18 protein-coding genes are annotated in these 25,435 nt (G+C 71.5%); 11 read left to right on the top strand and 7 right to left on the bottom strand.

The features are described from left to right. Positions 1 to 3: 3 nt before the first annotated feature. The 9 genes from AS594_RS02740 to AS594_RS02700 all read left to right on the top strand — a co-directional run bounded on the left by AS594_RS02740 (position 4) and on the right by AS594_RS02700 (position 9,613). On the top strand, positions 4 to 1,266 hold the full coding sequence (locus AS594_RS02740) for an MCE family protein (RefSeq protein ID WP_069925482.1): 1,263 nt from the start codon (positions 4 to 6) through the stop codon (positions 1,264 to 1,266). Continuing rightward, positions 1,263 to 2,300, top strand: a complete 1,038-nt coding sequence (locus tag AS594_RS02735; protein WP_069925481.1) for an MCE family protein — start codon at positions 1,263 to 1,265, stop codon at positions 2,298 to 2,300. Before AS594_RS02740 ends, AS594_RS02735 begins: the two co-directional genes overlap by 4 nt. Then, positions 2,297 to 3,280 (top strand): MCE family protein, encoded by a 984-nt coding sequence (locus AS594_RS02730; protein WP_069933999.1) that lies wholly within the window; start codon positions 2,297 to 2,299, stop codon positions 3,278 to 3,280. Before AS594_RS02735 ends, AS594_RS02730 begins: the two co-directional genes overlap by 4 nt. 11 nt (positions 3,281 to 3,291) lie before the next feature. Next, complete coding sequence (locus AS594_RS02725; RefSeq protein ID WP_107357996.1) at positions 3,292 to 4,479, top strand: MCE family protein; 1,188 nt, start codon at positions 3,292 to 3,294, stop codon at positions 4,477 to 4,479. Next, the gene (locus AS594_RS02720; protein ID WP_069933506.1) at positions 4,476 to 5,792 is read left to right on the top strand and encodes an MCE family protein; all 1,317 of its coding nucleotides are present in this window, start codon (positions 4,476 to 4,478) and stop codon (positions 5,790 to 5,792) included. The genes AS594_RS02725 and AS594_RS02720 overlap by 4 nt, the downstream gene beginning before the upstream one ends. Then, positions 5,789 to 7,054 carry an MCE family protein gene (locus AS594_RS02715; protein WP_069933507.1) on the top strand — a complete coding sequence of 422 codons (1,266 nt, stop codon included), beginning with the start codon at positions 5,789 to 5,791 and terminating at the stop codon, positions 7,052 to 7,054. Before AS594_RS02720 ends, AS594_RS02715 begins: the two co-directional genes overlap by 4 nt. After that, the gene (locus AS594_RS02710; protein WP_069925478.1) at positions 7,051 to 7,566 is read left to right on the top strand and encodes a hypothetical protein; all 516 of its coding nucleotides are present in this window, start codon (positions 7,051 to 7,053) and stop codon (positions 7,564 to 7,566) included. The genes AS594_RS02715 and AS594_RS02710 overlap by 4 nt, the downstream gene beginning before the upstream one ends. Before the next feature lie 78 nt (positions 7,567 to 7,644). Further along, positions 7,645 to 8,322 (top strand): hypothetical protein, encoded by a 678-nt coding sequence (locus AS594_RS02705; RefSeq protein ID WP_069933508.1) that lies wholly within the window; start codon positions 7,645 to 7,647, stop codon positions 8,320 to 8,322. A 229-nt stretch (positions 8,323 to 8,551) separates the two neighbouring features. Beyond that, complete coding sequence (locus tag AS594_RS02700) at positions 8,552 to 9,613, top strand: PP2C family protein-serine/threonine phosphatase (RefSeq protein ID WP_069933509.1); 1,062 nt, start codon at positions 8,552 to 8,554, stop codon at positions 9,611 to 9,613. A gap of 241 nt (positions 9,614 to 9,854) precedes the next feature. On the opposite strand, the gene AS594_RS02695 is transcribed toward AS594_RS02700, so the two are convergent. Then, complete coding sequence (locus AS594_RS02695) at positions 9,855 to 10,661, bottom strand: alpha/beta fold hydrolase (protein ID WP_069933510.1); 807 nt, start codon at positions 10,659 to 10,661, stop codon at positions 9,855 to 9,857. Positions 10,662 to 10,693: 32 nt separating this feature from the next. Between AS594_RS02695 and AS594_RS44445 the strand changes: the two genes are divergently transcribed. Further along, positions 10,694 to 10,927, top strand: a complete 234-nt coding sequence (locus AS594_RS44445; RefSeq protein ID WP_069925475.1) for a hypothetical protein — start codon at positions 10,694 to 10,696, stop codon at positions 10,925 to 10,927. Positions 10,928 to 11,031: 104 nt separating this feature from the next. Here AS594_RS44445 and AS594_RS02685 read toward each other — a convergent pair whose 3' ends face one another. The 6 genes from AS594_RS02685 to AS594_RS02660 form a co-directional block, all read right to left on the bottom strand. Continuing rightward, positions 11,032 to 13,977, bottom strand: coding sequence for a condensation domain-containing protein (locus AS594_RS02685; protein WP_069933511.1), 2,946 nt, complete (start codon positions 13,975 to 13,977; stop codon positions 11,032 to 11,034). After that, positions 13,967 to 15,850 (bottom strand): non-ribosomal peptide synthetase, encoded by a 1,884-nt coding sequence (locus AS594_RS02680; RefSeq protein ID WP_069934001.1) that lies wholly within the window; start codon positions 15,848 to 15,850, stop codon positions 13,967 to 13,969. The genes AS594_RS02685 and AS594_RS02680 overlap by 11 nt, the downstream gene beginning before the upstream one ends. A gap of 1 nt (position 15,851) precedes the next feature. Beyond that, positions 15,852 to 17,786: a non-ribosomal peptide synthetase gene (locus AS594_RS02675; protein WP_079148329.1), complete on the bottom strand. Its 1,935-nt coding sequence runs from the start codon at positions 17,784 to 17,786 to the stop codon at positions 15,852 to 15,854. A gap of 2 nt (positions 17,787 to 17,788) precedes the next feature. After that, a complete protein-coding gene (locus tag AS594_RS02670) occupies positions 17,789 to 21,073 on the bottom strand; it encodes a non-ribosomal peptide synthetase (protein ID WP_069933512.1) in 3,285 nt (1,094 codons plus the stop codon). 225 nt (positions 21,074 to 21,298) lie between these two features. After that, positions 21,299 to 22,666, bottom strand: a complete 1,368-nt coding sequence (locus tag AS594_RS02665; protein ID WP_069933513.1) for a condensation domain-containing protein — start codon at positions 22,664 to 22,666, stop codon at positions 21,299 to 21,301. A gap of 46 nt (positions 22,667 to 22,712) precedes the next feature. Then, positions 22,713 to 24,023, bottom strand: a complete 1,311-nt coding sequence (locus AS594_RS02660) for an MFS transporter (RefSeq protein WP_079148494.1) — start codon at positions 24,021 to 24,023, stop codon at positions 22,713 to 22,715. A 605-nt stretch (positions 24,024 to 24,628) separates the two neighbouring features. Between AS594_RS02660 and AS594_RS02655 the strand changes: the two genes are divergently transcribed. Beyond that, complete coding sequence (locus AS594_RS02655) at positions 24,629 to 25,228, top strand: hypothetical protein (RefSeq protein WP_141746871.1); 600 nt, start codon at positions 24,629 to 24,631, stop codon at positions 25,226 to 25,228. Positions 25,229 to 25,435 lie beyond the last annotated feature (207 nt).

The raw sequence follows: 25,435 nt of genomic DNA, 5'->3' as shown, positions 1-25,435 counted from the left end.
CCGATGCGCATACGAACAGCAAAACCCGCGCTTGCCCGGGTCACCCGGCTGCGGCTGTACGGGATCGTGTTCATCGCGGTCATCGCCCTGCTGCTGTCCCTGACAGTCGCCGTCTACCAGCAGGTCTTCACCTCCGTCGTACGCATCACCCTGGAGGCCGACACCCTGGGCAACCAGCTGGAGCCGCGCGCGGACGTCAAGCTGCGCGGCCTGCTGGTCGGCGAGGTTCGCGAGGTGCGGGCCGACGGCGAGAAGGCGACCCTCGGCATCGCGCTGAAACCGGAGCACGTCCGCCTCATCCCGGCCGACGTCCACGCGCGGCTGCTGCCCAAGACGCTGTTCGGTGAGAAGTACGTCGACCTGGTGGACCCGGGTAGCTCCTCGGCGCGGCACATTCGCGCCGGTGACGTCATCACCCAGGACCGCACCACGGTCGGCATCGAACTCCAGCAGCTGATGAACGACCTGCTGCCGCTGCTGCGCACCGTCCAGCCCGCCAAGCTGAACGCCACCCTGTCCGCCTTCTCCACCGCCCTCGAAGGGCGCGGCGACAAGATCGGTGACAACCTCGTCCGCCTGGAGGACTACCTGCACCGGCTCAACCCGCACATGCCCTCCCTCAAGAAGGACATCTCCAGGTTCGCCGATGTGGCCGAGGTGTACGGCGAAGCCGCCCCCGACCTGCTGCGCGTGCTGCGCAACACCCTCACCACCAGCCGGACGCTCGTCGAACAGGAGGACCAGCTCGCGTCGGTCCTCACCTGGACCGCCACCGCCGCGAACACCACCGAAGGCGTACTCGACGAGAACTCCGCCCGGCTCATCACCCTGGGCCGCGTCTCCCGTCCCACGCTGGCCCTCTTCGCCCGCTACTCACCGGAGTACCCGTGCCTGCTGGCCGGGCTGGTGCGGCAGGAGAAAGCCTCCGAACAGGCTTTCAGCGGCGGAAAGATGCGCATCACCCTCGAATTCGTCCCTCAACGTCCCTCCTACCGACCCGGCGAGGAACCGCGCTATGCCGACCGCTCCGGCCCGAACTGCCGAGGGCTGCCCCACCCTCGCGTCCCCGCACCACCGACCAAGCTCAACGACGGTACGTCGGCTTCGCCGAGCCCTGGCGGCGCCGTGTCCGGCACGCCGGTCGAACAGAACGCCGTCGCCTCGCTCGTGGCCCCGGCCATGGGCGTGCCCGCCGACGAGGTGCCGGCGGTCACGACGCTGCTCTTCGGCCCGATGGCACGGGGAACGGCGGTGAGCGTCGCATGAGCCGTACGAACGCGAGAACGACAGCCCCCCAGCTGATCAAGCTGGGCATCTTCGCGGTGGTGACGGTGACGGCGACCGCCGTGCTCGCGGCCACCATCGTCAATCTCTCCTTCACCCCCAAGGAGGCGTACACCGCCGTATTCAGCGACGTCACGAGCCTGGAGGAGGGTGACGACATCCGTGTCGCCGGGGTGCGTGTCGGTGAGGTCGAAAGCATCGACATCATGGACCGGACGCTGGCCGAGGTCACCTTCACCGTCTCCCGCGACCGGCCGCTGCTGACCAGTACCCGTGCCGCCATCCGCTACCGGAGCCTGATCGGACAGCGGTACATCGCGCTGATGGAGGGCACGGGGGACGCGACGCCGCTGAGCCCCGGCGGACGGATCCCGCTCTCCCGTACCGAGCCCGCCCTCGATCTCAACGCGCTGCTGAACGGCTTCAAGCCGCTGTTCGCCGCGCTGAGCCCCAAGGACGTGAACCAGCTCGCGACCGAGATCGTCAAGACCCTCCAGGGCGAGGGCGGTACGGTACGCAGCCTTCTCGCGCACACCGCCTCGCTCACCACGACGCTCGCCGAACGCGACAAGCTGATCGGCTCCGTGATCGACAACCTCAACACCGTGCTGAAGACGGTGGACCGGCGCAGCACCCGCTTCTCCGACCTCATCTCGCAGCTGCAACGGGTCATCTCCGGGCTGTCGGCCGACCGTAAACCCATCGGGGAGTCGCTCGCCGGCATCAACGGCCTCGCGGAGGCCACTTCGGGCCTCCTCAAGGACGCCCGCCCGCCGCTGAAGACCGACATCGCGGAGCTCTCCGAGCTCACCGGAACGCTGAACGACCACGAGAAGACGGTGGAGGGCGTGCTCCAGCGGCTGCCGAAGAAGCTCAACAAGCTGACCGGCACCGCTTCGTACGGCTCCTGGTTCAACTTCTACCTCTGCGACTTCGACGGCCGGATCGTGCTGCCGAAGACCGCGGAAGTCCTTACGCCGGAACTCCATGTCGCGCGAGCGAGGTGCGGCCGTTGATTCCCTTCCGTGAACGCAACCCCGTGCTGATCGGCGCCGTCGGCCTCACCACGATCGCCCTGGTGATCGCCACCGCGTTCCGTGTCCAGGACCTGCCGCTGATCGGCAGTGGCGAGACGTACAGCGCGGCATTCTCCGAGGCCGGCGGGCTCAAGCCGGGCGACGAGGTACGGATCGCCGGCGTCAAGGTCGGCAAGGTCGACGACGTCGGACTGGACGACGGCCACGTCAAGGTCACCTTCCGGGTGAAGGGAGACCCGGAGTTCGGGACGCGGACCGGTGCGTCCATCCGCGTCAAGACGATCCTGGGCGCGAAGTACCTCGCTCTGGAGCCGAAGGGCTCCGGGCTGCTGGAGCCGGGCAGCGAGATCCCGCTGAGCCGCACGGTCGCGGCGTACGACGTGGTGGAGGCATTCAGCGACCTGACGACCACCACCGAGAAGATCGACAAGAAGCAATTGGCCACCGCCCTGGACACCCTTTCCGCGACCTTCGAGGACGCGCCCGACGAGGTCAAAGCCTCCGTCGAAGGGCTGTCGAAGATCTCCCGGACCGTGTCGTCCCGCGACCAGGCCCTGCGCGAACTCCTCGACCACGCCAACGGCGTCACGGGTGTGCTGGCCAAGCGGAAGGGAGAGTTCAGCAAGCTGGTCAAAGACGGTGACAAGCTGTTCGAGGAGATCCACAGGCGGCGCGCGGTCATCCACGCCTTGCTCAAGAGCTCCGTCGCGCTGAGCATGCAGCTGTCGGGCCTGGTCCAGGACAACCGCGAGGCGATCGGCCCCGCCCTGACGCGCCTGAACACCGTGGTGCGGATGCTGGAGCGCAACCAGGCCGCCCTAGACCGCAGCGTCAGGCTGCTGGCGCCCTACACCCGGGTCTTCACTAACACCCTCGGCAACGGCCGCTGGTTCGACAGCTACATCGAGAACCTCGTCGTTCCCACACCGGTGACCCCACGGACCGGAGGGTCACGATGAAGATAAAAACCATGAGGATCAAGACGGTCGACCGGCGGCTCGTACGGCGCATCGCGCTCGCCACCGTGCTCGTGGTCACCGCCGTCATGGCCTTCGCCCACTTCTCCGAGTCGCCGGTGGTCCGGGTGACGGCGTACTTCCCCCGTACGGTCGGCATCTACCCGGGGTCCGACGTCCGCGTACTCGGCGTCCGGATCGGCGAGGTCAAGACGATCACGCCGCAGGGCGGCCGGGTGCGCGTCGAGCTGGAGTACGCCGCCGAGTACAAGGTCCCGGCGGACGCCAAGGCGGCGATCATCAACTCCTCGGTGGTCAGCGACCGTTACCTCCAGCTGCTCCCCGCCTACCGCTCCGGCCCGGCGATGAAGAGCGACGACGTCATCCCCGAGAGACGCACGGCCGTGCCGGTCGAGCTCGACCGCGTCTTCGACAGCCTGCGTACGGCAGGGGAGGCGCTCGGCCCGCGGGGTGCCAACAAGGACGGATCGCTGTCCCGGCTCCTGGCGGTCGGCGCCGACAACCTCCAGGGGCAGGGCGGGAAGCTGCACCGGACGGTCGAGGACCTCTCGCAGGCCGTCACCACCCTGTCCGGCGGCCGGAAGGACCTGTTCGGGACGGTGGAGAACCTTCAGGAGTTCACGGCTGTGCTGGCGGCCGACGATTCGAGCGTACGGGGGTTCAACCACAGCCTCGCCAAGGTCGCCGACCAGCTGGCCGGCGAGCGCAAGGACCTCGCCGCGGCGATCAAGCACCTGGCGGCCGCACTCGCCGATGTGACGGAGTTCGTGAAGAACAACAAGAAGGCGCTGACCGCGAACGTGAAGGGTCTCAGCAAGGTGACCAGCGTGCTGGTCACGCAGCGCGCGGCCCTTGAGGAGCTGCTCGAAGTGGCGCCGGCCGGACTGTCCAACCTCCAGAACGCCTACAACCCCGAATCCGGCACCCTCGACACCCGCAACAACGCCGAACAGCTCCACCAGGACCCGGCCTCCCTGCTGTGCTCGCTGCTGAAGACGACGGGGGAGACGGCCGGGAAGACGGCCGACTGCCGTGACCTGAAGAAGCTGTTCGACTCGCTGCCCGAGCTGCCGGAGGCCGACGCGGTCACCGGGGCGGTCCCGACGGGTTCAAACGGTTCGGCGGGTTCGGCCGGTTCGACGGACAAGACGCTCGGCGGAATCCTGGAGGCCCGTACATGAGAGCTGTCAGAGCTCCGCAGAAGGCGGCCCTGTGGGCGTCCGCCGGTTCCCTGCTGCTCACCGGCTGCGAGTTCAACGGGCTGTACGACGTCCCCCTGCCGGGCGGCGCCGCAGCCGACGGCAACAGCTACCGGGTCACGGTCGAGTTCCGCGACGTCCTCGACCTCGTCCCGCAGTCCACGGTGAAGGTCAACAACGTCACCGTCGGCGCCGTCGAGAAGGTGGAACTGGACGGCTGGCACGCACGGGTTCGGCTGCGCGTCGACGATTCGGTGAAGCTCCCCGGCAACGCGATCGCCGGCCTGCGGCAGACCAGCATGCTCGGTGAGAAGTACGTCGCGCTGTCGGCGCCGACGGACACCGAACCGGTGGGCACGCTCACCGACGGCGCGAAGATCCCGCTGTCCCGCAGCGGACGCAACCCGGAGATCGAGGAAGTGCTGTCGGCCCTGTCGGCGCTGCTCAACGGCGGCGGGGTCGCTCAGCTCAAGACCATCACGGTGGAGCTGAACAAGGCCCTGGACGGCCGTGAGGACCGGGTCAAGTCCCTGCTCACGGAGCTGAACACCTTCGTCGGTGGCCTCGACAAGCAGAAGAAGGAGATCGTCAGAGCGCTGGAGGGCATCGACAAGCTCTCCAAGACCCTGGCCAAGGAGAAGAAGACGATCGGCCGGGCCATCACCACCATGCCGCCCGCGCTGAAGGTCCTGGCCGACCAGCGGACCAAACTCACCCGGATGCTCACTTCGCTGTCGAAGCTGGGCAGGACAGGCACCCAGGTGATCAACGCGTCACGGGACGACACGATCGCCAACCTCCGCCGGCTCCAGCCGATCCTCCAGCAGCTGAACAAGGCGGGCGCCGATCTCCCCAACGCCCTGGAACTGCTGACGACGTATCCCTTCCCCCGCAACGTCGTGGACGCGATCCAGGGTGACTACGTCAACCTCAAGGTCACCGCCGATCTCGACCTGGCGAGCATGTACGGCAATCTCGCCGACGACTCGAAGAAGCCGGGCTCTCCGGTGAAGCCCGAGCTGCCCGGGGTACCCACGCCGGACCTTCCCGACGTGCCCCGGCTCCCCGACACTCCCCGGCTGCCGGACGCACCGGACCTGCCGGACACACCTTCGGCCCCGCCGGTGCCTCCGGCCCCTTCGGGTCGGCCGCCGGGGCCAGGGGGCGGTGACCTGGGCTGCCTGCCGCTGTGCACCGGCACCCACGCTTCGTACGCCGTGAATGCCGGCGGCGGTTTTCCGCGCGGTGTCGACGCGGCCCTCGCGGAGCTGCTGATGAAGGGGATGATGCCGTGATCACCCGCATGGTGAGGCTCCAGCTGCTCGCCTTCGCGATCGTCACCGCGCTCGGGGTGTCGTACGTCGGCGTCCAGTACACGGGCCTGGTGGACCGAATTCTGGACCGGGGCTACACCGTACGAGCCGAGTTCGCCGACTCCGGAGGCATTTACTCCGGCGCCGAGGTCACCTACCGCGGCGTGCCCGTGGGCCGCGTCGGCGAGCTGCGGCTGACCGGGGCCGGCGGCGTATCGGTGGCGCTAGATCTGAAGGACTCCCCGAGCATACCGGCGGACAGCCTGGCCGTGGTGGCGAACCGCTCGGCCGTCGGCGAGCAGTACGTCGACCTGCAACCGCGCTCTGGTAACGGGCCCGGCCTGCGGGACGGCAGCCGCATCCCGCGCCGGAACACGCGCATACCCGTACCCACCACCGAGCTGATCCTCAGCCTGGACCGGCTGGTCACCTCGGTGGACAAGCAGGACCTGCGGATCACGGTCGACGAACTGGGCAAGGCTTTCGCCGGCACCGGCCCGCATCTGAGCCGGCTGGTGGACTCGGGCAACGCCCTGATCGAGTCGGCCTCCGATTCGCTGCCCCAGACGATCGCGCTGATCGAGGACTCCCGGAAGGTACTGAAGACACAGGCGGACCAGGGCTCGTCGATCAAATCCTTCTCCCGCGATCTGGCCTTGCTCACCGGCCAGTTGAAGTCGAGCGACGGGGACATCCGCTCCCTGATGACCAGCGGCACCACGGCCTCCCGCCAAGTGGACGAGCTCCTGAAGGACAACCGGACCCATCTCCCGGTGCTTCTGGGCAACCTGATCAGCGGCGGTCAGGTCACCGCCGCCCGCCTGCCGGGTGTGGAACAGGTGTTGGTCACCTTCCCCGTGGTGGTCTCGGGCAGCTACACGGTCATCCCCGGCGACGGCACCACCCACTTCGGCATGGTCGTCAACGCCGACGACCCCCCGCCCTGCCGCCAGGGCTACGGCACCCAGCGCCGCGACCCCTCCGACACCACGGACCGCCCGGCCAACACAGGTGCCCGGTGCACCGCACCGCGCGGTGGCGACACCTCGGTCCGGGGAGCGCAGAACGCCCCGGGTGCGGACAGGGCTTCCGGCCGGGCGTCGCACGTAGCCGCCTACGACCCCGGGACGGGCACCGCGACCGGGCCCGACGGAACGCCCGTACAGATCGGCTCCACGGGCGGAGCACAGAGCCTCTTCGGAAAGGACTCCTGGCAATGGCTTCTGGTGGGACCCATGGCATGACCCGTGTACTCCTGACCCGCGCGGTACGGCCGCTGCGGCACCCGCGAGCCGTGGCGGTACTGGCCGCCATGGCCGCCGTACTGACGGTCTCGTCCGGGTGGCTGGGCCACCAGGTGTACGAGCGCCACACGACGGAGCGGCGGCACCAGGACATCCTGGCCGCCGCCCGCCAGTCGGCACTCAACTTCACCTCGCTCGACTACCGGCGCTACGACCGGGACAGCGAGACCGTCCTGAAGGGCGCGACGGGGGACTTCGAGAAGCAGTTCTCGGCCCAGACCGAGAAGCTGACGAAGATCGTCACCGACAACAAGTCGGTTTCCGAGGGACAGGTCCTCGAAGCCGGCATCGCGAGCGCGGACGAACGTACCGCCCGCGTCCTGGTGGTGGCTGACAGCAAGGTCACCAACGTCGCCGCTCCGCAGGGCACTTCACGCAACTACCGCCTTCAGCTGGACCTGGTCTTCGAAGGGGGACGGTGGCTGACGTCGAACGTCGAATTCGTCGGCTGAAGCCCCACCCCCCCATCCCATCCCGCAGGACTTCAGAACTCCCGTACTTCGCCTTGTACCACCCGTGAGGAGAACACCGTGGCGAACCAGACCCTCCGAGGCCGCGGCGGCGCCGGCACCCCCCGGCAGCGTTCCGTAGCAGCGGCCACCCGCGCCGCGGCCAAACGCGCCGAGAGAATACGACGTCCGACCGAGCCGGCCCCCGAGCCGGCCGCCCAGCCGCCGACCGGGCAGGCGGACAGGCCCACGCGCAGCCGCCCCGGCCTGCCGACGGCGGGGCTCGCCGTCCTCATCCCCCTCGGCCTGGTCGCCACAGCGGCGCTCGGACTGCGGTACCAGGAGGCCGGGCGCACGACCGAGGCCCGCACGGCCGCGCTCGCGGCGGCCCGCAAGGCGGCCCCGGTCATCCTGTCGTACGACTACCGCCACTTGGACCGCGACTTCCGCGCGGCCCGCGCCCACCTCACCGCCCCGTTTCTCGACCAGTACGGCAAGACCACCAAGGCCGTGGTCGCGCCGACAGCCAAGAAGTACCGCGGAGTCGTCAAGGCCACGGTTGCCAAGCCCACGGGCGGCGACGCCCCGGCGGCCTCGGTGGTGTCGGCCGGCCCGGACCAGGCCGTCGTCCTGATCTTCATGAACCAGGTCACCACCAGCACTCAGGTCGCGGACCGGCGCCTCGACCTCAACCGCGTCCGGATGACGCTCGTGCGTACTGAGCACGGCTGGAAGGTCAAGGCGGTGGACGCGCTGTAGCGAGCGGGGGCAGGGGCGGAGGGGGTGGTCGCGGATGCCCGCCGTGGAACACGTTCCACGGCGTCGAAAGGCGCCGGAAACGGATCGACCGGAGAGCCCGCGTCGAGGCTGATTCCGGCCAGGGGCGACCTACTCATTGCCGGGATGCGCGCCGGACAAAGCAGGTGTAGAGAGGAGAGGTGTTGCAGCGCCTCGTCGGTCTTCGCCGGTCGGCGCGAGGGGTCACGCCATGGCGGCCATCCCCATCGCGCTGATAGCGGCGATTGTCGTGATCGACGTTCTGGCGCCGCCCGACATCCACCTGGGCCCCTTGCTGGTCGCCGCCCCGGCGATCACCGCGTCGTTCGCCGGCCCCCGGATGACGGGACTGATCGCCGCCCTCGCGGTGGTGGCGCAGGCGGTGATCGCGGTGCTGCGTGATCCGGACGAGCTCTTCTCGGCGAATCATCAGGCGCAGATCGCCGCCCTGGTCCTGGTCGGATCGAGCCTTGTGATCTTCTGCGTGGTGCGGGAGCGCCGTGCCAGAGAACTCACGCAAGTGAGGTACGTGTCCGAGACGGCCCAGCGCGTCGTCCTGCGTCCACTGCCCAAGTGGATCGGGCCGCTGCGAGTCGCCTCGCTCTATCTCGCTGCCGAGGCCGAGGCGCAGATTGGCGGCGACCTGTACGCCGCCTCACGCACCCGCTCCGGCACCCGGCTGATCGTCGGCGACGTGCGAGGCAAAGGCATGACCGCCGTCGGTGACGCCGCCCTGCTGCTCGGCGCGTTCCGGGCCGCCGCCCACCGCCAGGCGAGTCTGCCCGAACTGGCGGCCTATCTCGATGGAAGCGTGTGCTGGAACCTGACCGAACCCGGGGAGACGGACCAGTCCGGAGAGACCTTCATCACCGCCACCATTGTGGACATCCCCGACCACGGCAGCATGATCGACATGATCGACTGCGGGCACCCACCGCCGATTGTTGTGCGGAACGGCCGTGCCACGCTGATCGACGCATACCAGGCCGCGCCTCCACTGGGCCTCGGCGAATTGGCGCACCCCCGCTACCACGTCGACACCTTCACGTTCGAGGCTGGAGACCTCCTCCTGCTCTACACGGACGGGGTCGTCGAGGCCCGCGACTCCACCGGCACCTTCTATCCACTGACTGAGCGCATCACCGGCTGGACCGAAAGCGACCCCGACGCATTTCTGCGTCGCCTCCGGCGCGATCTGCTCCAGTACGTCGGCGGACGGCTGGGAGACGATGCCGTCATGATTGCGATCGAGCGCCCCCGCACCCCCACGTGATGCAGACACGACCCGAAGTGCCCTCTCCCCAGCCGCAGGAACGGGCGAAGAGCAAGTGGTGACGGATCGCGGCGACTCGCAAGATCACCTCGCGCAGAGCGAACGCCGGATGTCATTGGACCGCCCTTCATCCCCGACACCGCACCCGCCACCCGCGCATCCCACAGTGTGGCTGAGCGTCTCCATTGGCTACTGTGCGTGCGGGGTAGCCGTGGAGGAATTCGTCAGAGGTGGAGTGCGGTCAGGCCGGACCGGTCCCCGCGGCCGTGGCCGCGGAGCGCCGGGTGGGAAACACCGTGGGGACTGGATCATTGGCGAGGAAGTCGAGGATGAGCCGGTTGACCTCCCCGGGCTTCTCCAGCGGCACCGCGTGCGACGTTCCCGGCACGACGGCCAGCTCGGATGCGGGGATCGCGCGGTACAGGGCAATCGTGTGCTCGAGTGTGACCAGGTCGTTGTCTCCGACGAGGACGAGCGTGGGCCGACCGATGCGAGCCAGGTCCTCGGTGGGAATAGTGGGCTCAGTGCGGTACATGTCGGCCAGCTTGCCCACGACGACCGGCAAGTGGGCGGCGCCGTCGGGCGACACGGCTTCGTACGCCTGACGGACCATGGCCAGGTCAGGGGCGTCGGGCGTCATCTGATCGAGCATCTCCGGCGCCACGACACTCTGCGGACCGGGGAGGAAGTTGGCCCCCATGGCCACCACCTTCCGGACCAGGTCGGGACGGGCGATGGCGACGAGCAGGGCGACGACCCCTCCGTCGCTCCATCCGACGAGGTGAGCGGGACCGTCGACGAGCGACTCCATGAAGGCGATGGTGTCGTCGGCCATGTCCTGGTACGAAAGCGGCCCTTCGACGTCGGGCGTGTGCCCATGCCCACGTCGTTCGGGAAGGAACACACGAAATCGCGCCGCGAAATCGGCTCGCTGAGCCCTCCATGTCTCATTCGTGCAGAAGCCGCCATGGAGAAGGACCAACGGGACGCCGGCACCATCGGTCTCGTACCACGTCCGGACGCCGGGGAGCTCCACATAGTCGCCCATCGCTCCAGGTCTTTCTGGGATGCAGCCGCTCAATGTCAGTCTCCTCCGCGAGCGAGGTGACCTGCAACGCGAGCGTCATGCCACGTGACCACGATCTTCCATCCGGGGCCGGCGCCACCTACGCGTCCTCGACAAGGTTCTGGACGACCCTCCCGCGCCCCAGCAGCCTCCACGACGAGCTGCTCGCACCGCTGGGTCCGGCCGAACGCGACCAGTTCGTTCAGTTGTTCACCCGCTTGCTGGACCACCACGCCCGGACCTCCTGACCGGGCGTAGTGGCATCCGGCATCAGCCGAGGCGGTCCTTGTCCGGCTCAGGCGGTTCCCGCTCACGGGCAACCGCAGACGGCCCACGCCCCGCGGCGCTCCCGTCAGGCGCCCAAGGCGCCGACCATCTCTCCCAGTACGGTGCGCCAGCTCTCGCCCGGCTGCTCTCGCAGGGACGGGCCCAGACGGTCGGCGCGGTATCGCCAGTGGTGGTCCAGATCGGGGTGCACATCGTCTGTTTCAAGGATCGCCCGGACAACATCGCCGCCGGCTCCGGGGGCGTCGCCGTGCAACAGTTCGATGAGGCCCGTCGTGAGGTCGTACCAGGAGACGTGGCCGCCAACGGCGTTCGCGACCCCGTGCACAGGCGTGTCCAGACACGACGTCACGGCACGCGCCAGTGCTGACGCGTGCACCCATGGCGCGCCGTACCAGGCGTGACCATGGGCGCCCGGCTTCGGCAGCGAGACCGGGCGGCGCTCCTGCACGGCCTGGTAGAGCACCCCAGTGGCCCCCCAGCGCAGTTGGTCGCGCAGCCGGTCGTGCGGGCCCCACACCAGAGGGGAGCGTACGGCGCTCGCGCCACCCCTACCCCCGGTGCCCGCCGCGTCCAGCAGCAGCCGCTCACAGTCCAGCTTGGCCCGGCCGTAGGGGCTCAGCGGCTCCTGCGCGGGGGACTCCTCCTCCACAAGGTCGTCGACGGGCTGCCCGTACGCGTCGACGCTGCTGACGAAGACGAACGGACCGCGCTGCCAGGCATCAACCATCGCCCTCATGGCCGCCACGTCCACCTCTGGGCGGGTGAAGGTACACGCCGCGTGGATCACCGCGTCGGCGCGCGCGACCGCCGCACCCAGGCCGTCCAGATCGGTGAGGTCGCCCTCGACGACATCCACCCCCTCCCCGGCCACCAGGTGTGCGGACTCCGGCCGGGCCAGAGCGAGCACGGGACGCCCGCGGGCGGCGAGTTCCCGCAGGACGTACGACCCGACTCCGCCGCTGCCGCCGGTGACCAGGACGGTCCCCTCGCGGGTGCCTCGGGGACGCGCCCGGCGGGTGGGCGCGGCCGCGGCAGCGGCGCGTTCCTCCGCGCGTCCGTCCAGCAGGGCGACGACAGCCCGGGGGGTGCGGGCCTGCATGACGTCCAGCCCAGTCACCGGGAGCCTCAGCGCGGCGCGCAGTCGTTCCGCGAGCCGGACCGCGCTCAAGGAGTGGCCGCCGAGGACGAAGAAGTCGTCGTCGGGCCCCGGCGACGGGCACCCGAGCACCGCGCCGAACGCCTCGGTCACCGCCTCGGCGTGCGGCCCCGCCAGTGCGGGGGCGGCCGGCAGACCCGGCAGCCGCGAGAGGTCGGGTGCCCCATGGGCCGTACGCGGCATGACGTCCAGGAGGGTGACGGTCACGGGCACGAGTTCGGGTGCCAGTGACGCCCGTACGTGGGAACGCAGTTGGGCGCGTGACGGCCCACCGATGTCACGCGGCACGGCGTACGCCAGCAGCGGCCCGCCGACGGGCTCGACGACGACGGCGTCGGCGACCTGGGGGTGTGCCCGCAGCAGCGCCTCCGCCGGATGCCCTACCGGGCCGGCGTCGCGGCCGTCCCGGGTGTCCCCGGCCGGCCGGCCGGCGTCGTGCGCCGGAGCCGTCGCGGGCAGCTGGGACAGCCGCAGCCCGGGGTCGGCGGCGACCGCGGTGAGGAGCGCGGCGAATCCGTCGGCCAGCGTGACGGCCGCCGACTCGTCCAGCGCGGTGCGGCTGTACTGGACGAGAGCGGCGGGGCTGTCGGTGTCGAGCAGCCCGAACGACAGGTCGAACTTCGCCTCGCCGACGCTGACGTCCACGTACTCGCCCTCCGTGCCGGGCAGCCGCAGCGCCGTGGGCTGCGCCACGACGTCGGCGGTCACCCGCACCAGGGCCGTTCCATCGGCGTCACGGGCCGCGGCGCCGAGGCGTTCCACCATGAGGTCGAACGGCACGTCGCGGTGGCGCTGGGCCTCCAGCAGCGTGTCCCGTACCCGCTCGACGAGGACGGTGAAGGACGGGTCCCCCGACGTGTCGACCCGGACCGGCAGGGTGTTGACGCACAGCCCGACCAACGCGCGCATGTCCGTACCCCTGCGGTGCGTGCTCGCGACGCCGATGAGCAGGTCGTCCTCGCCGGTGAGGCGGTGCAGGGCCGCGAAGGCCGCGGCGAGGGCCACGGTGAACAGGGTGGCCCGGTGGGACGCGCCGAGTTCCCGCAGGGCCCCCGGGACGTGCGGGCCGAGTGGCAGGGAGTGGGCGTGGGCGGGCCGGCCGGCCGCGTCGGCCGGCGGCCGCACGGGGCGGGGGAGAGGCGGCGGCGCGGCTCCTTGAAGGCGGCCGGTCCAGTGGCGCAGCCCTTCTTCGAAGTGTTCGGCCGCTTCGTACTCGCGACGGGCGAAGTCCGCGTGCCGGGGCGGCGCCGGGGACAGCTCAGGCTGCGTCCCGCGGCGGACGGCCGTGTAGAGCTGGGTGAGCTCGCGGGCGATGATCTCCAGTGAGGCGCCGTCGACAGCGATGTGGTGGAAGGTCAGCAGGACTGTATGGTCCTCCGCGCCGTGCCGGACGACCAGCAGTCGCGGCAGGGGCCCGGCGGACAGGTCGAACGGCCGGCGGGCCTCCTCGGTCAGCAGGCCCTCGGCACGGCCGGGGTCTGCCTCCACCATGCGAACCTCGATCGCGTCGGGCGCCGGAAGGGCTTCCTGGAAGGGCTCCCCGTCCCGCTGCCCGTACCGGGTGCGCAGGATCTCGTGGCGGCGTACGAGGGCGGTCAGCGCGGTGCGCAGGGCGTCGATGTCCAGGCGGCCGCGCAGCCGGGTGGCGAAGGGCACGCTGTACGAGGCGTCGGCGTGGCCGAGCCGGTCCATGAGCCACATGCGGCGCTGGGCGTGGGACAGCGGCGCGGGGCCCTGGCTCCGGTGGCCCGTCGGCCAGGGCGCGGTGGAACGGCCCGCGGCGCGTGCCCGCGCCCGGCGCAGCAGTTCCTCCTGGAGGTCCGGGGCCGTGGCCCGCGGGGTGTCACTGGTCATCGGTGTCCTCCTGGGCGCTCGGGCGCAGATCGCTGTGGGCGTCGAGCAGGGCCTGCTCGACCAGGGCGGCCTGGCCGGCCACCGTCGGGGCGGCGAAGAAGCCGGCGAGTGGCACGTCGACGCCCAGCTCCTCGCGCAGGTCGTCGGTGACGACGAGAGCCAGCAGGGAGTGACCGCCCAGGGCCAGGAAGTCGGCGTCCGGCTGGGTGACCTCGCGCCCCAGTGCGCGGCTCCATATGTCCGCGACCGCCTGCTGCAACGGCGTCAGCGGCGCGGCCGGGGTCGCGTCCCCGTCCCCGGTTCCGAGAGCGGCCAGAGCCCGGCGGTCGACCTTCCCGGAAGGGGTCAGCGGCAGCCGGCCGACGATCGTCACCTCGTCGGGGACCAGGTGCGCGGGCAGGGTCGCGGCGAGACGGTCACGCAGCACGCCGGACCGGGGCACGGGACCGGGGGCCGCCACGACGTAGGCGACGAGCCGGGCGTCGTCGGGGGTGGGCCGGAGCACCGTGACGGCGGCGTCGTCCACGTCGGGCTGCCGGCGCAGGGCGTGCTCTACTTCCCCCGGTTCGACGCGGAAGCCCCGCACCTTCACCTGGTCGTCGGTCCGGCCGTGGAAGTCCAGGTTGCCGTCCGGACGGACGGAGACGAGGTCGCCGGTGCGGTACAGACGGCCCAGCTCGGGGTGGTCGACGAAGCGTTCGGCGGTGAGCTCGGGGAGGCCGGTGTAGCCGTGTGCCAACCGGCTGCCCCCGATCCACAGCTCGCCCCGCCCGCCGTCGGGGACGGGCCGCCGCCCGGTGCCGTCCAGGACGTGCGCGGTCGCGCCCGCGATGGGCCGGCCGATCGGCACGTGGCCGTCGCAGTCCGCATCGGTGACCCGGTGCGCGGTGGCGAACGTGGTCGTCTCCGTGGGGCCGTAGCCATTGACCAGTTCCAGCCAGGGGAACGCGCGCAGAACCCGCCGGGCGTGCTCGGCGGACAGCGCTTCCCCGCCCACCACGACTGTGCGGAGCAGGGAGAACACCCGGGAGCGGCGGGCGGCGAGCCGGTGGAAGAGGGCGGTGGTGAAGAAGGCGACGGTCGCGCCGTGGCGTTCCACCTGCTGGGCCAGGTCCTCGAAAGAGGGCCGTTCGACGGTGCACACCACCACGGCGGCGCCGTTGGCGAGGGCTGCCCACACCTCGAACGTCGACGCGTCGAAGGTCATGGGGGAGTGGAAGAGCACCCGGTCCCGCGTGGTGAGGGTGACGTACGCCGGCTCGGACAACAGCTCGGCGACGGCCCGGTGCGGCACACAGACACCCTTGGGGCGTCCGGTCGAGCCGGAGGTGAACATGATGAACGCCGCCGCGCCGGGCCCCGGTTCGGGTGCGGCCGCCCGGGAGCCGGACAGCGGCTCCTCCGCGGGGAGCGCGAGGGACGGGCCGGTGAGGGCCACCGATTCGAGGAGCTTGCCGTCACCGACGGTCAGCGTCACGCCTGCGTCGGCGGCCATCGCCTCGGAACGCGGGCGGGGGTGCGCCGGATCGAGCGGTACGCAGGTGGCGCCCGCCCACCACAGGGCGAGCGTCGCGACGACGGTGCGCGCGGAGCGCGGCATGAGCAGCGCCACGCGGTCACCCGGCCGGACACCGTGCTCGTGCAGATGGGCGGCGAGAGCCCGGGCCCAGGAGACGAGGCCGGCGTAGGTGAGGGTGGTGTCTCCATCGGCCACGGCCAGGGCGTGCGGGGTGCGTTCGGCGTGCCACGCCACGAGGGCGGGCAGCCCGGCAGCGAACGGCGGCCGGGGACTGTCGGGGGCGGCCTGGGTGCGTTCGGTCGGCACAGGTTCTTCCTTCGAGGCGGTGTCGGTGCGGGTGGTGAGGGCGGTCATCTCAGGCACCCGCTCCCTGTGCCGCCTCGCGGCGGCGGTCGACGAGGGCGGCGACGGCCCGCAGGTCCGGCTGGCGCAGGAGTTCCGGCGCACGCAGACGTACGCCGCCTTCCCGTTCGATGACGGTCAGCAGCCGGGCCGCGACAATCGAAGTGCCGCCCACCTCCGTGAAGTTGTCGGACAGTACGGTCGTGGGCCGCGCGAGAAGGTCGCGTACGGCGGCGAGCACGAGCCGCTCGCCGGGGGTCGCGGAGGCCGGTGCACCGGCATCCGGTGCGCCGGCCGCGCCCGGGGCGGTCGCTTCCTGTGTCAGTTCTGCCCGGTCGACCTTGCCGTTGGCGTCCAGCGGGAAGGAGTCGACGAGCCGTACGGCCGACGGCACGGCCTGTTCGGGCAGCCACGCCCGCACCGCTGTCAGCAGCGCTTCGCCGGAGGCCGCGGCACCGGGTACGAGTCGTACGTACGCCACCAGGCGCGTCCGGCCGTCGGGGGTGCGCGGCGCGGTGACGACGGCGCCGCGGACGGCCGGGTCCCGCTCCAGTGCGGCCTCGACCTCGGCGGGCTCGATCCGTACGCCACTGATCTTCACCTGGTCGTCGAGACGGCCGAGGAACTCCAGCGGCCCGTCCTGCCGCATCCGTACCCGGTCGCCGGTGCGGTACAGCCGGCCCACTCCTGGAAGTACGACGCCGGGCGCGGGGTCGGTGAAGCGGGAAGCGGTCAGCTCCGGGTCCAGGTACCCGAGCGCCAGGGCGCTGCCGCCGATACGGAGTTCGCCCTCCTCGCCCCGTGCCACGGGCCGGCCGTCGGCGCCGGTGACGACCACGGTCACCCCCGGCAGGGGGACTCCGATCGGCGGAGCGCCGGGGCCCTCCGCGTCGGCGTCCGCAGCGCGCATGGCGTGGGTGGTGGTGACGACGGTGGCTTCCGCGGGGCCGTAGGCGTTGTGGACGGTCGCGGTCACGTCGGCGCCCGGACGGCGGCGCATGCGGTCGCCGCCGACGACGAGATGGCGCAGAACCAGGTCCTGCGGCCAGGGCTGCTCCAGCATCGGCTCGACCGTGGGAGTGGCGGCGACCGCCACGGATATGGCGGCCTCGCGCCACCACGAGGTGAGCAGTCCGGTGTCCCAGCGGACGTCGTCCGGCGCGGGCACGAGGGCAGCGCCCGAGGTCAGCCCGGCCCACAGCTCCAGCAAGTGCGGGTCGAAAGCGACGCCGATGAGCAGGGACTGTCGGTCACCGGGCGCGAGTCCCGTTTCCGCGCGGTACCAGTCGAGCACCGTGCCGAGGGCCGGCTCGGCGACGACGACCGCCTTGGGCCGGCCCGTGGAGCCGGACGTCAGCACGGCGTAGAACGCTTCGCGAGGTGCGCGCAGAGCGCCGGGGGGCGGTGGGGCGAAGGCCGCCACCACGGCGTCGGCCGCGTTGGCGCCTTCGCCCGGCAGTGGCAGGCGGATGTGCTCGGCGGCCCGGTGCCGGGGAGGGAGCACAGCGGCGTCACCGATCAGGCAGACGACGTCCAGGTCCTCCGTGACGGCGCCGAGGCGGCGCTCACCGGGGCGCGGCCCCAGCGGCAGGTACACCGCGCCGATCCTGGCGATCGCCACGGCCGTCACGACGAGCGCGGCGGAGCGGTCCAGGCAGACACCGACCAGGTCGCCCGCCCCCACCCGGTCGCGCAGGACGGTCACGACCTGGTCGGCGGCGGCATCGAGCTGCCGGTACGTGCAGGTGTGATCGCCGTCGATCACGGCGGGTGCGGCCGGGGTGCGGCGTACCCAGGTCTCGAACAGGGCGAGCACCCCGGCCGTCCCGTCACCGGGGGTCGCGGCGCCCTGGACGACACTCAGCGGAGCGCCGTCCGGAAGGCCGTCCGGAACCCTTCGGGCGGGACCGGTGGTCGGCGTGTCGGACGGGAAGGTTGTCGGCTGCATGGTCACGACTCCGTCGAAGTGGCGGTGGCGGTGGCATTGGCGGTGGCGGCGAGTGCTCCGGCCTGGTCGGCGAGAACGGGGTTACGGAAGAAGAGCCGCATCGGCGGACGGTGTCCGAGCCGGGGCTCCAGCCAGGCCGCCAACTGCGCGGCGAGCAGGGAGTGGCCGCCGGCCCCGAAGAAGTCGGTGGTCCCGTCGAAGCGGTCGTGCCCCAGGACTTCACGCCAGCCGTCGGCCAGCAGCACGGTCATCGGGTCGGCCGGCGTCCCAACTGTGCGGTCCTCGCCGCTTCGCGCCACCCTGTCGCCCGAGCCGGGCAGACGCGCGCAGCCGCCCGCGTCCTCATGGCCCGACGGGTGCGCGGCGCCTGCCGGGCCGGGCTCCGCCGCCCTGCGTGCGAGTGCCGTGCGGTCCGGCTTACCGCCCGCCAGCGTGGGCATCGCGTCGAGGCGCACCCAACGCCCCGGTACGAGGGCGGCCGGCAACCGTCGGCCGAGCTCCGCGTGCAACGCCCGTTCGTCCCACGCCCCGCCCTCGTCGGGACACTCCAGGAACCCGACCAGCCGGGGTCCGCCCGTGGCGTCGGTGTTCAGGACGACGGCACAGGAACGGCCGCCGAGCGCGGCCGAGGCGGCCGCCTCGACCTCCTCCAGCTCGATCCGGTAACCGCGCAGCTTGACCTGGTTGTCCCGGCGGCCGAGGAAGTACAGCAGCCCGTCCAGGCCCCGGTAGCCCACGTCGCCGGTCAGGTAGACCCGTTCACCGCCGAGCGCGTCAAGGTGCACGAACCGCGCGGCCGTGGCCTCCGGGTTGCCGACGTAACCCTCGGCAAGCCCCGCCCCGGCGATCGCGAGCTCACCCACCGCGCCGTCCGGCAGGGGGCGGCGGTGCTCGTCGAGGATGTGGACTCGCTCACCGGGCAGTTCGGTCCCGAGCGGGACCTCCGCCCCGTCGGCCAGGTCGCCGGCGGTGATGCGGTGGACGGTGGAGCTGATGGCGGCTTCGGTGACGCCGTAGGCGTTGAGCACCACGGCGCCGGTGTCCACCAGGAAGGCGCGCAGCACGTCGGCCGGGAGGCGCTCACCACCGAGCACCACCAGCCGCGGCGCCCACCGGCCGTCCCGGAGGGCGGGCCGCAACTCCTCCCGGGTGGCGAGGAAGTAGCTGGTCGGGAGGTTGACCACGGTGACACGGGCTTCGGTCAGCAGCTCGGTCAGTTCGCTGCCGGTGAGGACCTCGCGCTCGGGTACGACGAGGCACGCCCCCGCGTACAGGGAGGGCAGCACCTCTTCCAGGGCCACGTCGAACGACGGCTGGGCGAACAGCAGCACCCGGTCGCCGTGACGCAAGCCGAACCGGTCGGCCACCCCGGTCAGATGGTTCGCCAGTGCCGTGCGGCCGACGGCGACGGGCTTGGGCGTGCCGGTCGATCCGGAGGTGTGGATGATGTACGCGGCGCCCGGGACCGCGTGGGCGGCGTGCGCCTTCGGCAGCTCCGGTGCGTCCACCGTGGCGGTCGGCATACCGTCGGGGACCGCCACGGGGTGCTCGGCCGAGGTGAGGACGAGGGCCGGTTCCAGACGGCGCAGCAGCAGGTCAAGCCGGGCCGGCGGATCCGATGGCGACAGCGGGCAGTGGACCGCCCCGGTGCGGAGGCAGGCGAGCAGTGTGACGACCGCGTCGGCGCCGCGCGGCAGGACGGCCGCCACGGGCTGACCGGCGGTCACCCCGGCCGCGAGCAGTCGCTCGGCGAGGGCGGTGACCCTGGCCTCCAGATCGCCGTACGTGAGGCGCCGGGCGCCGATGAGCATCGCCGGGAGGGACGCGTCGTGCGCGGTGAGCGAGTCGAGCGGGCCGGCCCCGGGGGCGTGGGTGAGAAGGGCCGGTTCGGCGGCGGGCGCGCCGGGGGTCTGCCCGGCGACGGGCTCGGGGGACCGCTGTGCGACTGGCCCGGGGAGCGCCAGGTCGGCCAGGGTGGTGCCCGGGGCGTCGAGGTAGGCCCGCAGGAGGTCCAGGAACCGGCCGGCGAGCAGCCGCACCACTTCCTCGCCGAACATGTCGGCGTCGTAGTCCCAGACCAGGGTCATGCCGGCGGCGCCGTGCCGCGGGCCGACGCCGCGACGGTCGTCGGGCAGCAACACGACGTCCAGATCGAACCTGGTGGTACCGGTGTTGAACCCCTCGAACAGGGTGATGTCCAGACCGGGTACGTCGATCTCGGGCAGCGCGGCGTCATGAGCGCTGAACATCACGTCGAACAGCGGGTTGTCGGCCCCCGACGTGTGCAGCCCGAGGGCGCGGGTCAGCTCCTGGACCGGCACGTCCTGATGCGGCAGCGCGCGGATGAGGACGTCGGTCACCTCGTCCATCGTCTCCTCGGCCGGGGCGGCCGGGTCCAGCCGCAGCGGCAGAGGGATGGTGTTGACGAACATGCCGACGGTCTCCTCGTGCCCGCGGGGCCGGTTGCCGACCGCGGTGCCGACGACCAGCTGCGAGCGGCCGCCGTGGCGGCGCAGCAGTTCGGCGAAGAGGCCGAGGAGGGTGGAGAACGGCGTCAGGCCGCGCAGGCGTGCGTGTTCGCGCAGGCGTTCCGCCAGATCCGCGCCGACCGTCTGCCGCATCTGGCCGCCGTGGTGGCGGCGCCGGGCACCGGGCCGGGACAGGCCCGGCAGTGGCATGTCGTAGGACAGCCCGGCCAGTTCGGCGGTCCAGAAGTCCAGGCCGGAACGCCGCGCCCCGTCGTCCCCGCCGCGCGCCTGCGCGTCGACGTGGTCGGCGTAGGAGGACGCCGGCGGCAGTACGGCCGGCTCGCCCAGGACGTGACCCCGGTAGACGGTGAACACGTCGTTGAGCAGGATCGCGAACGAGTGGCCGTCGTGGATCAGGTGGTGCTCGACGTGGACGAGCCGGTGGTGCTGGTCCGCGAGCCGCACCAGTGTCCAGCGCAGCAACGGTGCTTCGTACGTGTCGAGCGGGGTCTCCGCCTCCGTACGCAGCAGCTCCTGGAAAGCGGCCTCGGGGTGCGGCTCCGTGGTGAGGTCGACCGTGCGCAGCCGGGGCGCGCAGCCCTCGGCCACCTGCTGGCCGGGCATCGCGCCGCTGACGGCGACCAGTTCCAGGCGGAGGCCCGCGTGCCGGTCGAGCGTGGCCGCGAGGCCGTGGCCGAGGGCGTCGATGTCCAGCGGGCCCCACAGGTCGAGCGCCGCGGTGAAGTTGTAGGCACGGCTGCCGGGTTGCACTTGTTCGTGCAGCCAGACGATCTCCTGCGAGGAGGAGAGCGGAAGCATGATGATCCCTGGGGTTGTCGGGTCGGGTGATGGTGTGCCGGGCACGGTCGTGCCCGGGCGTGGTGCGGTCCGGCCGCGGATCGCGCGGACGGGCCGGGCCGATGGGTTGGTGGGGACGGGCCGGTCGTTGGGGTGGTGCGGACGAGCCGGGCCGATGGGTGGCACGGACGGGCAAGGCCGATGGGTGGCACGGACGGTCCGGGCCGTTGGGGTGGTGCGGGACGGTCAGGCGGAGGGGCACCGGTCGGCAGCCGGCGCCGTCCGGGCCGCGGCCCCGAGTGCGCCGGCGAGCGCGTCGAAGGCGTCCCGGGCGGTGTGGTCGTCCAGCACGGCGCGGTCCCACCCCATGCGCACGTGCAGTTCGCGTCCCTGGGTGACGGAGACCGCGAAGGGTCCGCGCACGGGTCTGCCGTCGACGTACACCTCCAGGCCCTCGACACCGGCCAGGCGGAGCACGGGCCGCAGCCTGCTGTCGTCGACGGTCAAAAGCCCGTCGAGTCGGCCGGACCAGCCGGACCCGGCCTCCCGGGCCGCGTGCGCGACGGCGTCGAAGGGGACGTCGGCCCGGTCCAGGTCGTCCCACCAGGCATCGGCGGTAACCTCCGCGCCCAAAGGGGCGGGCCCGGTGGCGGCCGGGAAGACCACCGTGTTGAGGAAGCAGCCCAGCACCCGCTCCGCGCCGGGCGGACGGCCGCCCCACGGGTAGCCGAGCGGCACCACGTGACCGGGTCCGTACAGGACGCGCGCGGCCGCGCGGCAGGCGTCGAGCAGTTCCGGGAAGGGCACGCCGGCGGCGGGGGAGGGCAGGATCGCGGAAGCCGAACCGCTCGGCAGCGTTCCGGCCACCGGGGCACCCGGCCGCGGCGCGGGGGCCCGGTCGCGGACGGCTCGCAGCCGGGCGCCCCAGTACGCCAGTGCCTCGGGTGAGGCAGCCCGTTCCTCGGCATCGAGCTGGAGCAGCACGGCGTCGCGGTAGGCGGCCAGTTCGGCGGCTGTGTCGGCGGGCGCGGGTAACTCCGCCCGGTGCCCCTCCGCGTAAGCGGCGCCCAGTTCCCCGACGATCCGGGCCAGTGACCCGCCGTCGCACGCGGTGTGGTCGAGGACGATCGCGAGCACCTCCCGGGCGTCGCCGCGACCGTGCGGGGCGGACTCCCCGTACCGGGCGGGCCCGCGCTCCGACGCGTCATCGGTGAGGAACAGCCGCAGGGGCGGCCCGTCGGGGGCCCAGGCTCCCAGGGCGCGGCGCAGGGCCGCGCCGGCGTCCTCGTCGGGCGCTCGGGGTACGCGCACGACCGGCACCTCCGGCTGCTCCAGGCACAGCACAGGGGTGCCGCGCACCACGCCGGGCCGGCCACGGAGCACCGGGTGCAGTGCCGCCAGGCGATTCGCCGCAGCGGCGAGGCGTACGACGTCCACCGTGCCGCGCGGGAAGGCGAAGAACATCGGCACGAGGTCCGGCCGCCCGGTGGGGTCGAGGGACCGCACCAGGATGAAGCGGCGCTGGGCTCCGGTGACGGGCAGCGGGGCAGAGGCTCCGGCCCCGGTGACGAGATTCCGGTAGCGAGCCAGGTACTGGCTCGTGATGCTGAGCACGGGGTCCTTCCTGTCGGGTGTCTACGGCGGCGGACGCGGGCCGGGGTCAGGCGAGAGGGGTGGCCGGAGCCCGTTCGTCAGTGCCCGCGGCGGTGGACTCGGGGTGCACGGGCACATTGGGCAGGTCCCGCATCCCGCGCAGTGGGGAGAGCAGCAGCGGCAGAGGTACGGCGAGGAAACCGGCCGCGCAGCACACCAGCGCGGTGCGGGCGCCGAAGCCGTCGGCGAGCGCCCCGCCGGCCAGTGCCCCGAGCGGGAGCGTGCCCCACATCAGGAAGCGCAAGGTGGCGTTCATGCGGCCGAGCAGGCCGGGCGGACACAGGGACTGGCGGAAGCTCACCTGGGCGACGTTGTAGACCACGGCACCGAAGAAGACGATGCCCGAGCCGAGCGCGAACACCACTGCTCCTCCCGCCTGCTCGGACAGCGGCCACAGCAGGGCGAACGGGCCTGTCACCAGTGCGGAGAGCCAGATGATCCGGGCGTGGCCCAGTTGTGCGGCCAGGGTGCCCGCGACCAGTGCGCCCAAGAGCCCGCCGACGGCCGCGGCCGACAGGACGAGGCCGACCGCCCCCGGTTGCAGGCCCAGGTCACGGACGAGGAAAACCGTCTGAGTGGCCAGCAACAGCGCGGTGAAGAAGTTGCCGAGGGCTGTGGCGGCGGCGATCACCCGCAGCAGCGGCTGACCCAGAACGAAGCGCAGCCCTTCCGCGATGTCCGCGCGCAGCGACGCGCCGGGGACAGCCTCGGGGCGGGGCTCCGGCCGCTTGATGCGCCAGAGGAAGAGCGCGGAGAGGACGTAACCGATGGCGTCGGCGACCACGGCGAGATGGGCACCGAGGAGCTGCACCAGACCGCCACCGAGCCCGGGGCCGGTCACCTGCGCGGACGAGCGTACGGTCTCCAGCGCCCCGTTCCCCTTGACCAGTTGGTCCCGGGGCAGCAACTGGGGCAGAAAGCTCTGGTGGGCCACGTCGAAGAAGACGGTGGCGACGCCGGTGACCAGAGCGACAACGTACAGCTGCACCATCGTCAGGACACCGGCCACGCCCGCTGCCGGGACGCTTGCCATGGCCACGGCTCGTACGACATCGGCCCGGATCATCAGCGGCAACTTCCGCATGCGGTCGACCCATGCTCCGGCCGGCAGGCCGATGACCAGGAACGCGGCGGTCTCTGCAGCCGTGAGCAGCCCCACCTGGAAGGCGGTCGCTTCCAGTTCGAGCACGGCCACAAGGGGCAGGGCGACCAGGGTGACGTGGGCGCCGAACTGTCCGGCCGCCGCTCCGGCGAGCAGCAGGCGGAAGTCGCGCATACGCAGGGGGCCGCTGTTCACGGCTCGGGATGTGGCGGGCATGTGAAGGACCTTCACCGGACATCCGCTCATGAGTCAAAAGCAGATGAGCGCTTTCGGTCATTTCCTTCGGTGTTCCGGCATCGGATCAGGAAATTTTTCGACAGGTTCGGCTGGCCGGCGCATGAATCGCGGGTGTTGTGCTGCAAGCCGGGGCAGGGATCCAGGCGCCGGTCACTGAACGGGACCGGCCGATCACGTGTGCGAACACTCACCTTGTGTTCTGTCCGAAAGTGCCATCCGAGGCCATCTGTGGTCGGAACTACTCCTTCCGCCCGCTATGGCCCCCGTTGCGTCAGCGCCTCGCCATGGGCATGGACCCCCGATGTGTCGTCGACGGTGTCCGGCCACGAACGGGTAGGGACTGATTAAGGAACCGGCTTCGGGTCGTTGAAATCTCACGCAGTTGAACAACCTCATGTGTTGCTCAATAACGTTGCGGTGACCAGATCACGACGGACATACTCGGATCCAAGGTCGCCCACCGCGAACTGCCCCCTGACCAGGGGCGATTGTTGGGTGACCGCCAGCGGCAGACGCCGTCAGGGGAATCTCCACACCTTCCTGACCGATCTGTCGACTTTCGTTACGGGTGGAGCGGCCTTCGCATGCCTGCGCCCGGGCGACGAAAAATAAATGGGGGAATTTCCGTGAGGAATAATCAGGGACGGACCGCTGCACGCGCTGTCGTGCTCGGGGCCGTTGCCTCGGCGGTGTTCGCGGCGAGTGTGTTGCCGGCGGCAGCCATCGAGAACAGCAAGTCGAACACCCGCCGGGTGAGTATCGGCACGCTGAAGGTGGGCTTCAAGGACACCTGGCGTGGCGCGGGGCAGAGGACGTGGACGCTTGACTCGTCCAAGATCTCCGCCTCGTGGAAGAGGAACGCCGCCGGGCCGGTGTCCAATTACACCATCAAGCTCAGCGACGGTATCTGCTTCAACAAGTACGGCATAGGCAGCGTGAGCGTCGGTGGCGGCGGCTTGTCGCCGGGCGGCATCGGCGGCGAGGACGACTGCGGCGGCGGGGTCTACGCAGGCGACAGAAACTCCAGCGTGGTCGCGGACCATGGGAGGGTCATCGGCCGAGGCAACCCCTACGGGCGATGGATCTGGGTGTCCCACACGGTCACCGCCAGCATGAAGTACGGCAACACTCACTACGACGTGAGTGCCTTCCGGCGCTCCAGCCCAGTAGGCGGGACTGTCTGACGCATGTCGTCTTCGACCACCGGGGGGCGGAGGTCCGCCTCCGCCCCCCGGCGCCGCATCTACGTCGCTTTGCTGGCCACAGCCCTCGGCCTGGTGGGCTGTCAGGCACCACCCTCTTCAGAGGACGAAGGTCTGCGCATCGGGCCCCGTGTGCGGGCTCCCGCAGCGGTGGAGGCCCGGCTGGCAGCGACTTTCACCGACAGCCCG

The organism is Streptomyces agglomeratus, from assembly GCF_001746415.1.
In the GTDB taxonomy this organism is placed as follows: domain Bacteria; phylum Actinomycetota; class Actinomycetes; order Streptomycetales; family Streptomycetaceae; genus Streptomyces; species Streptomyces agglomeratus.
The sequence above is the reverse complement of the archived record's forward strand: the minus strand, read 5'-3'. Positions and strand labels throughout refer to the sequence as shown.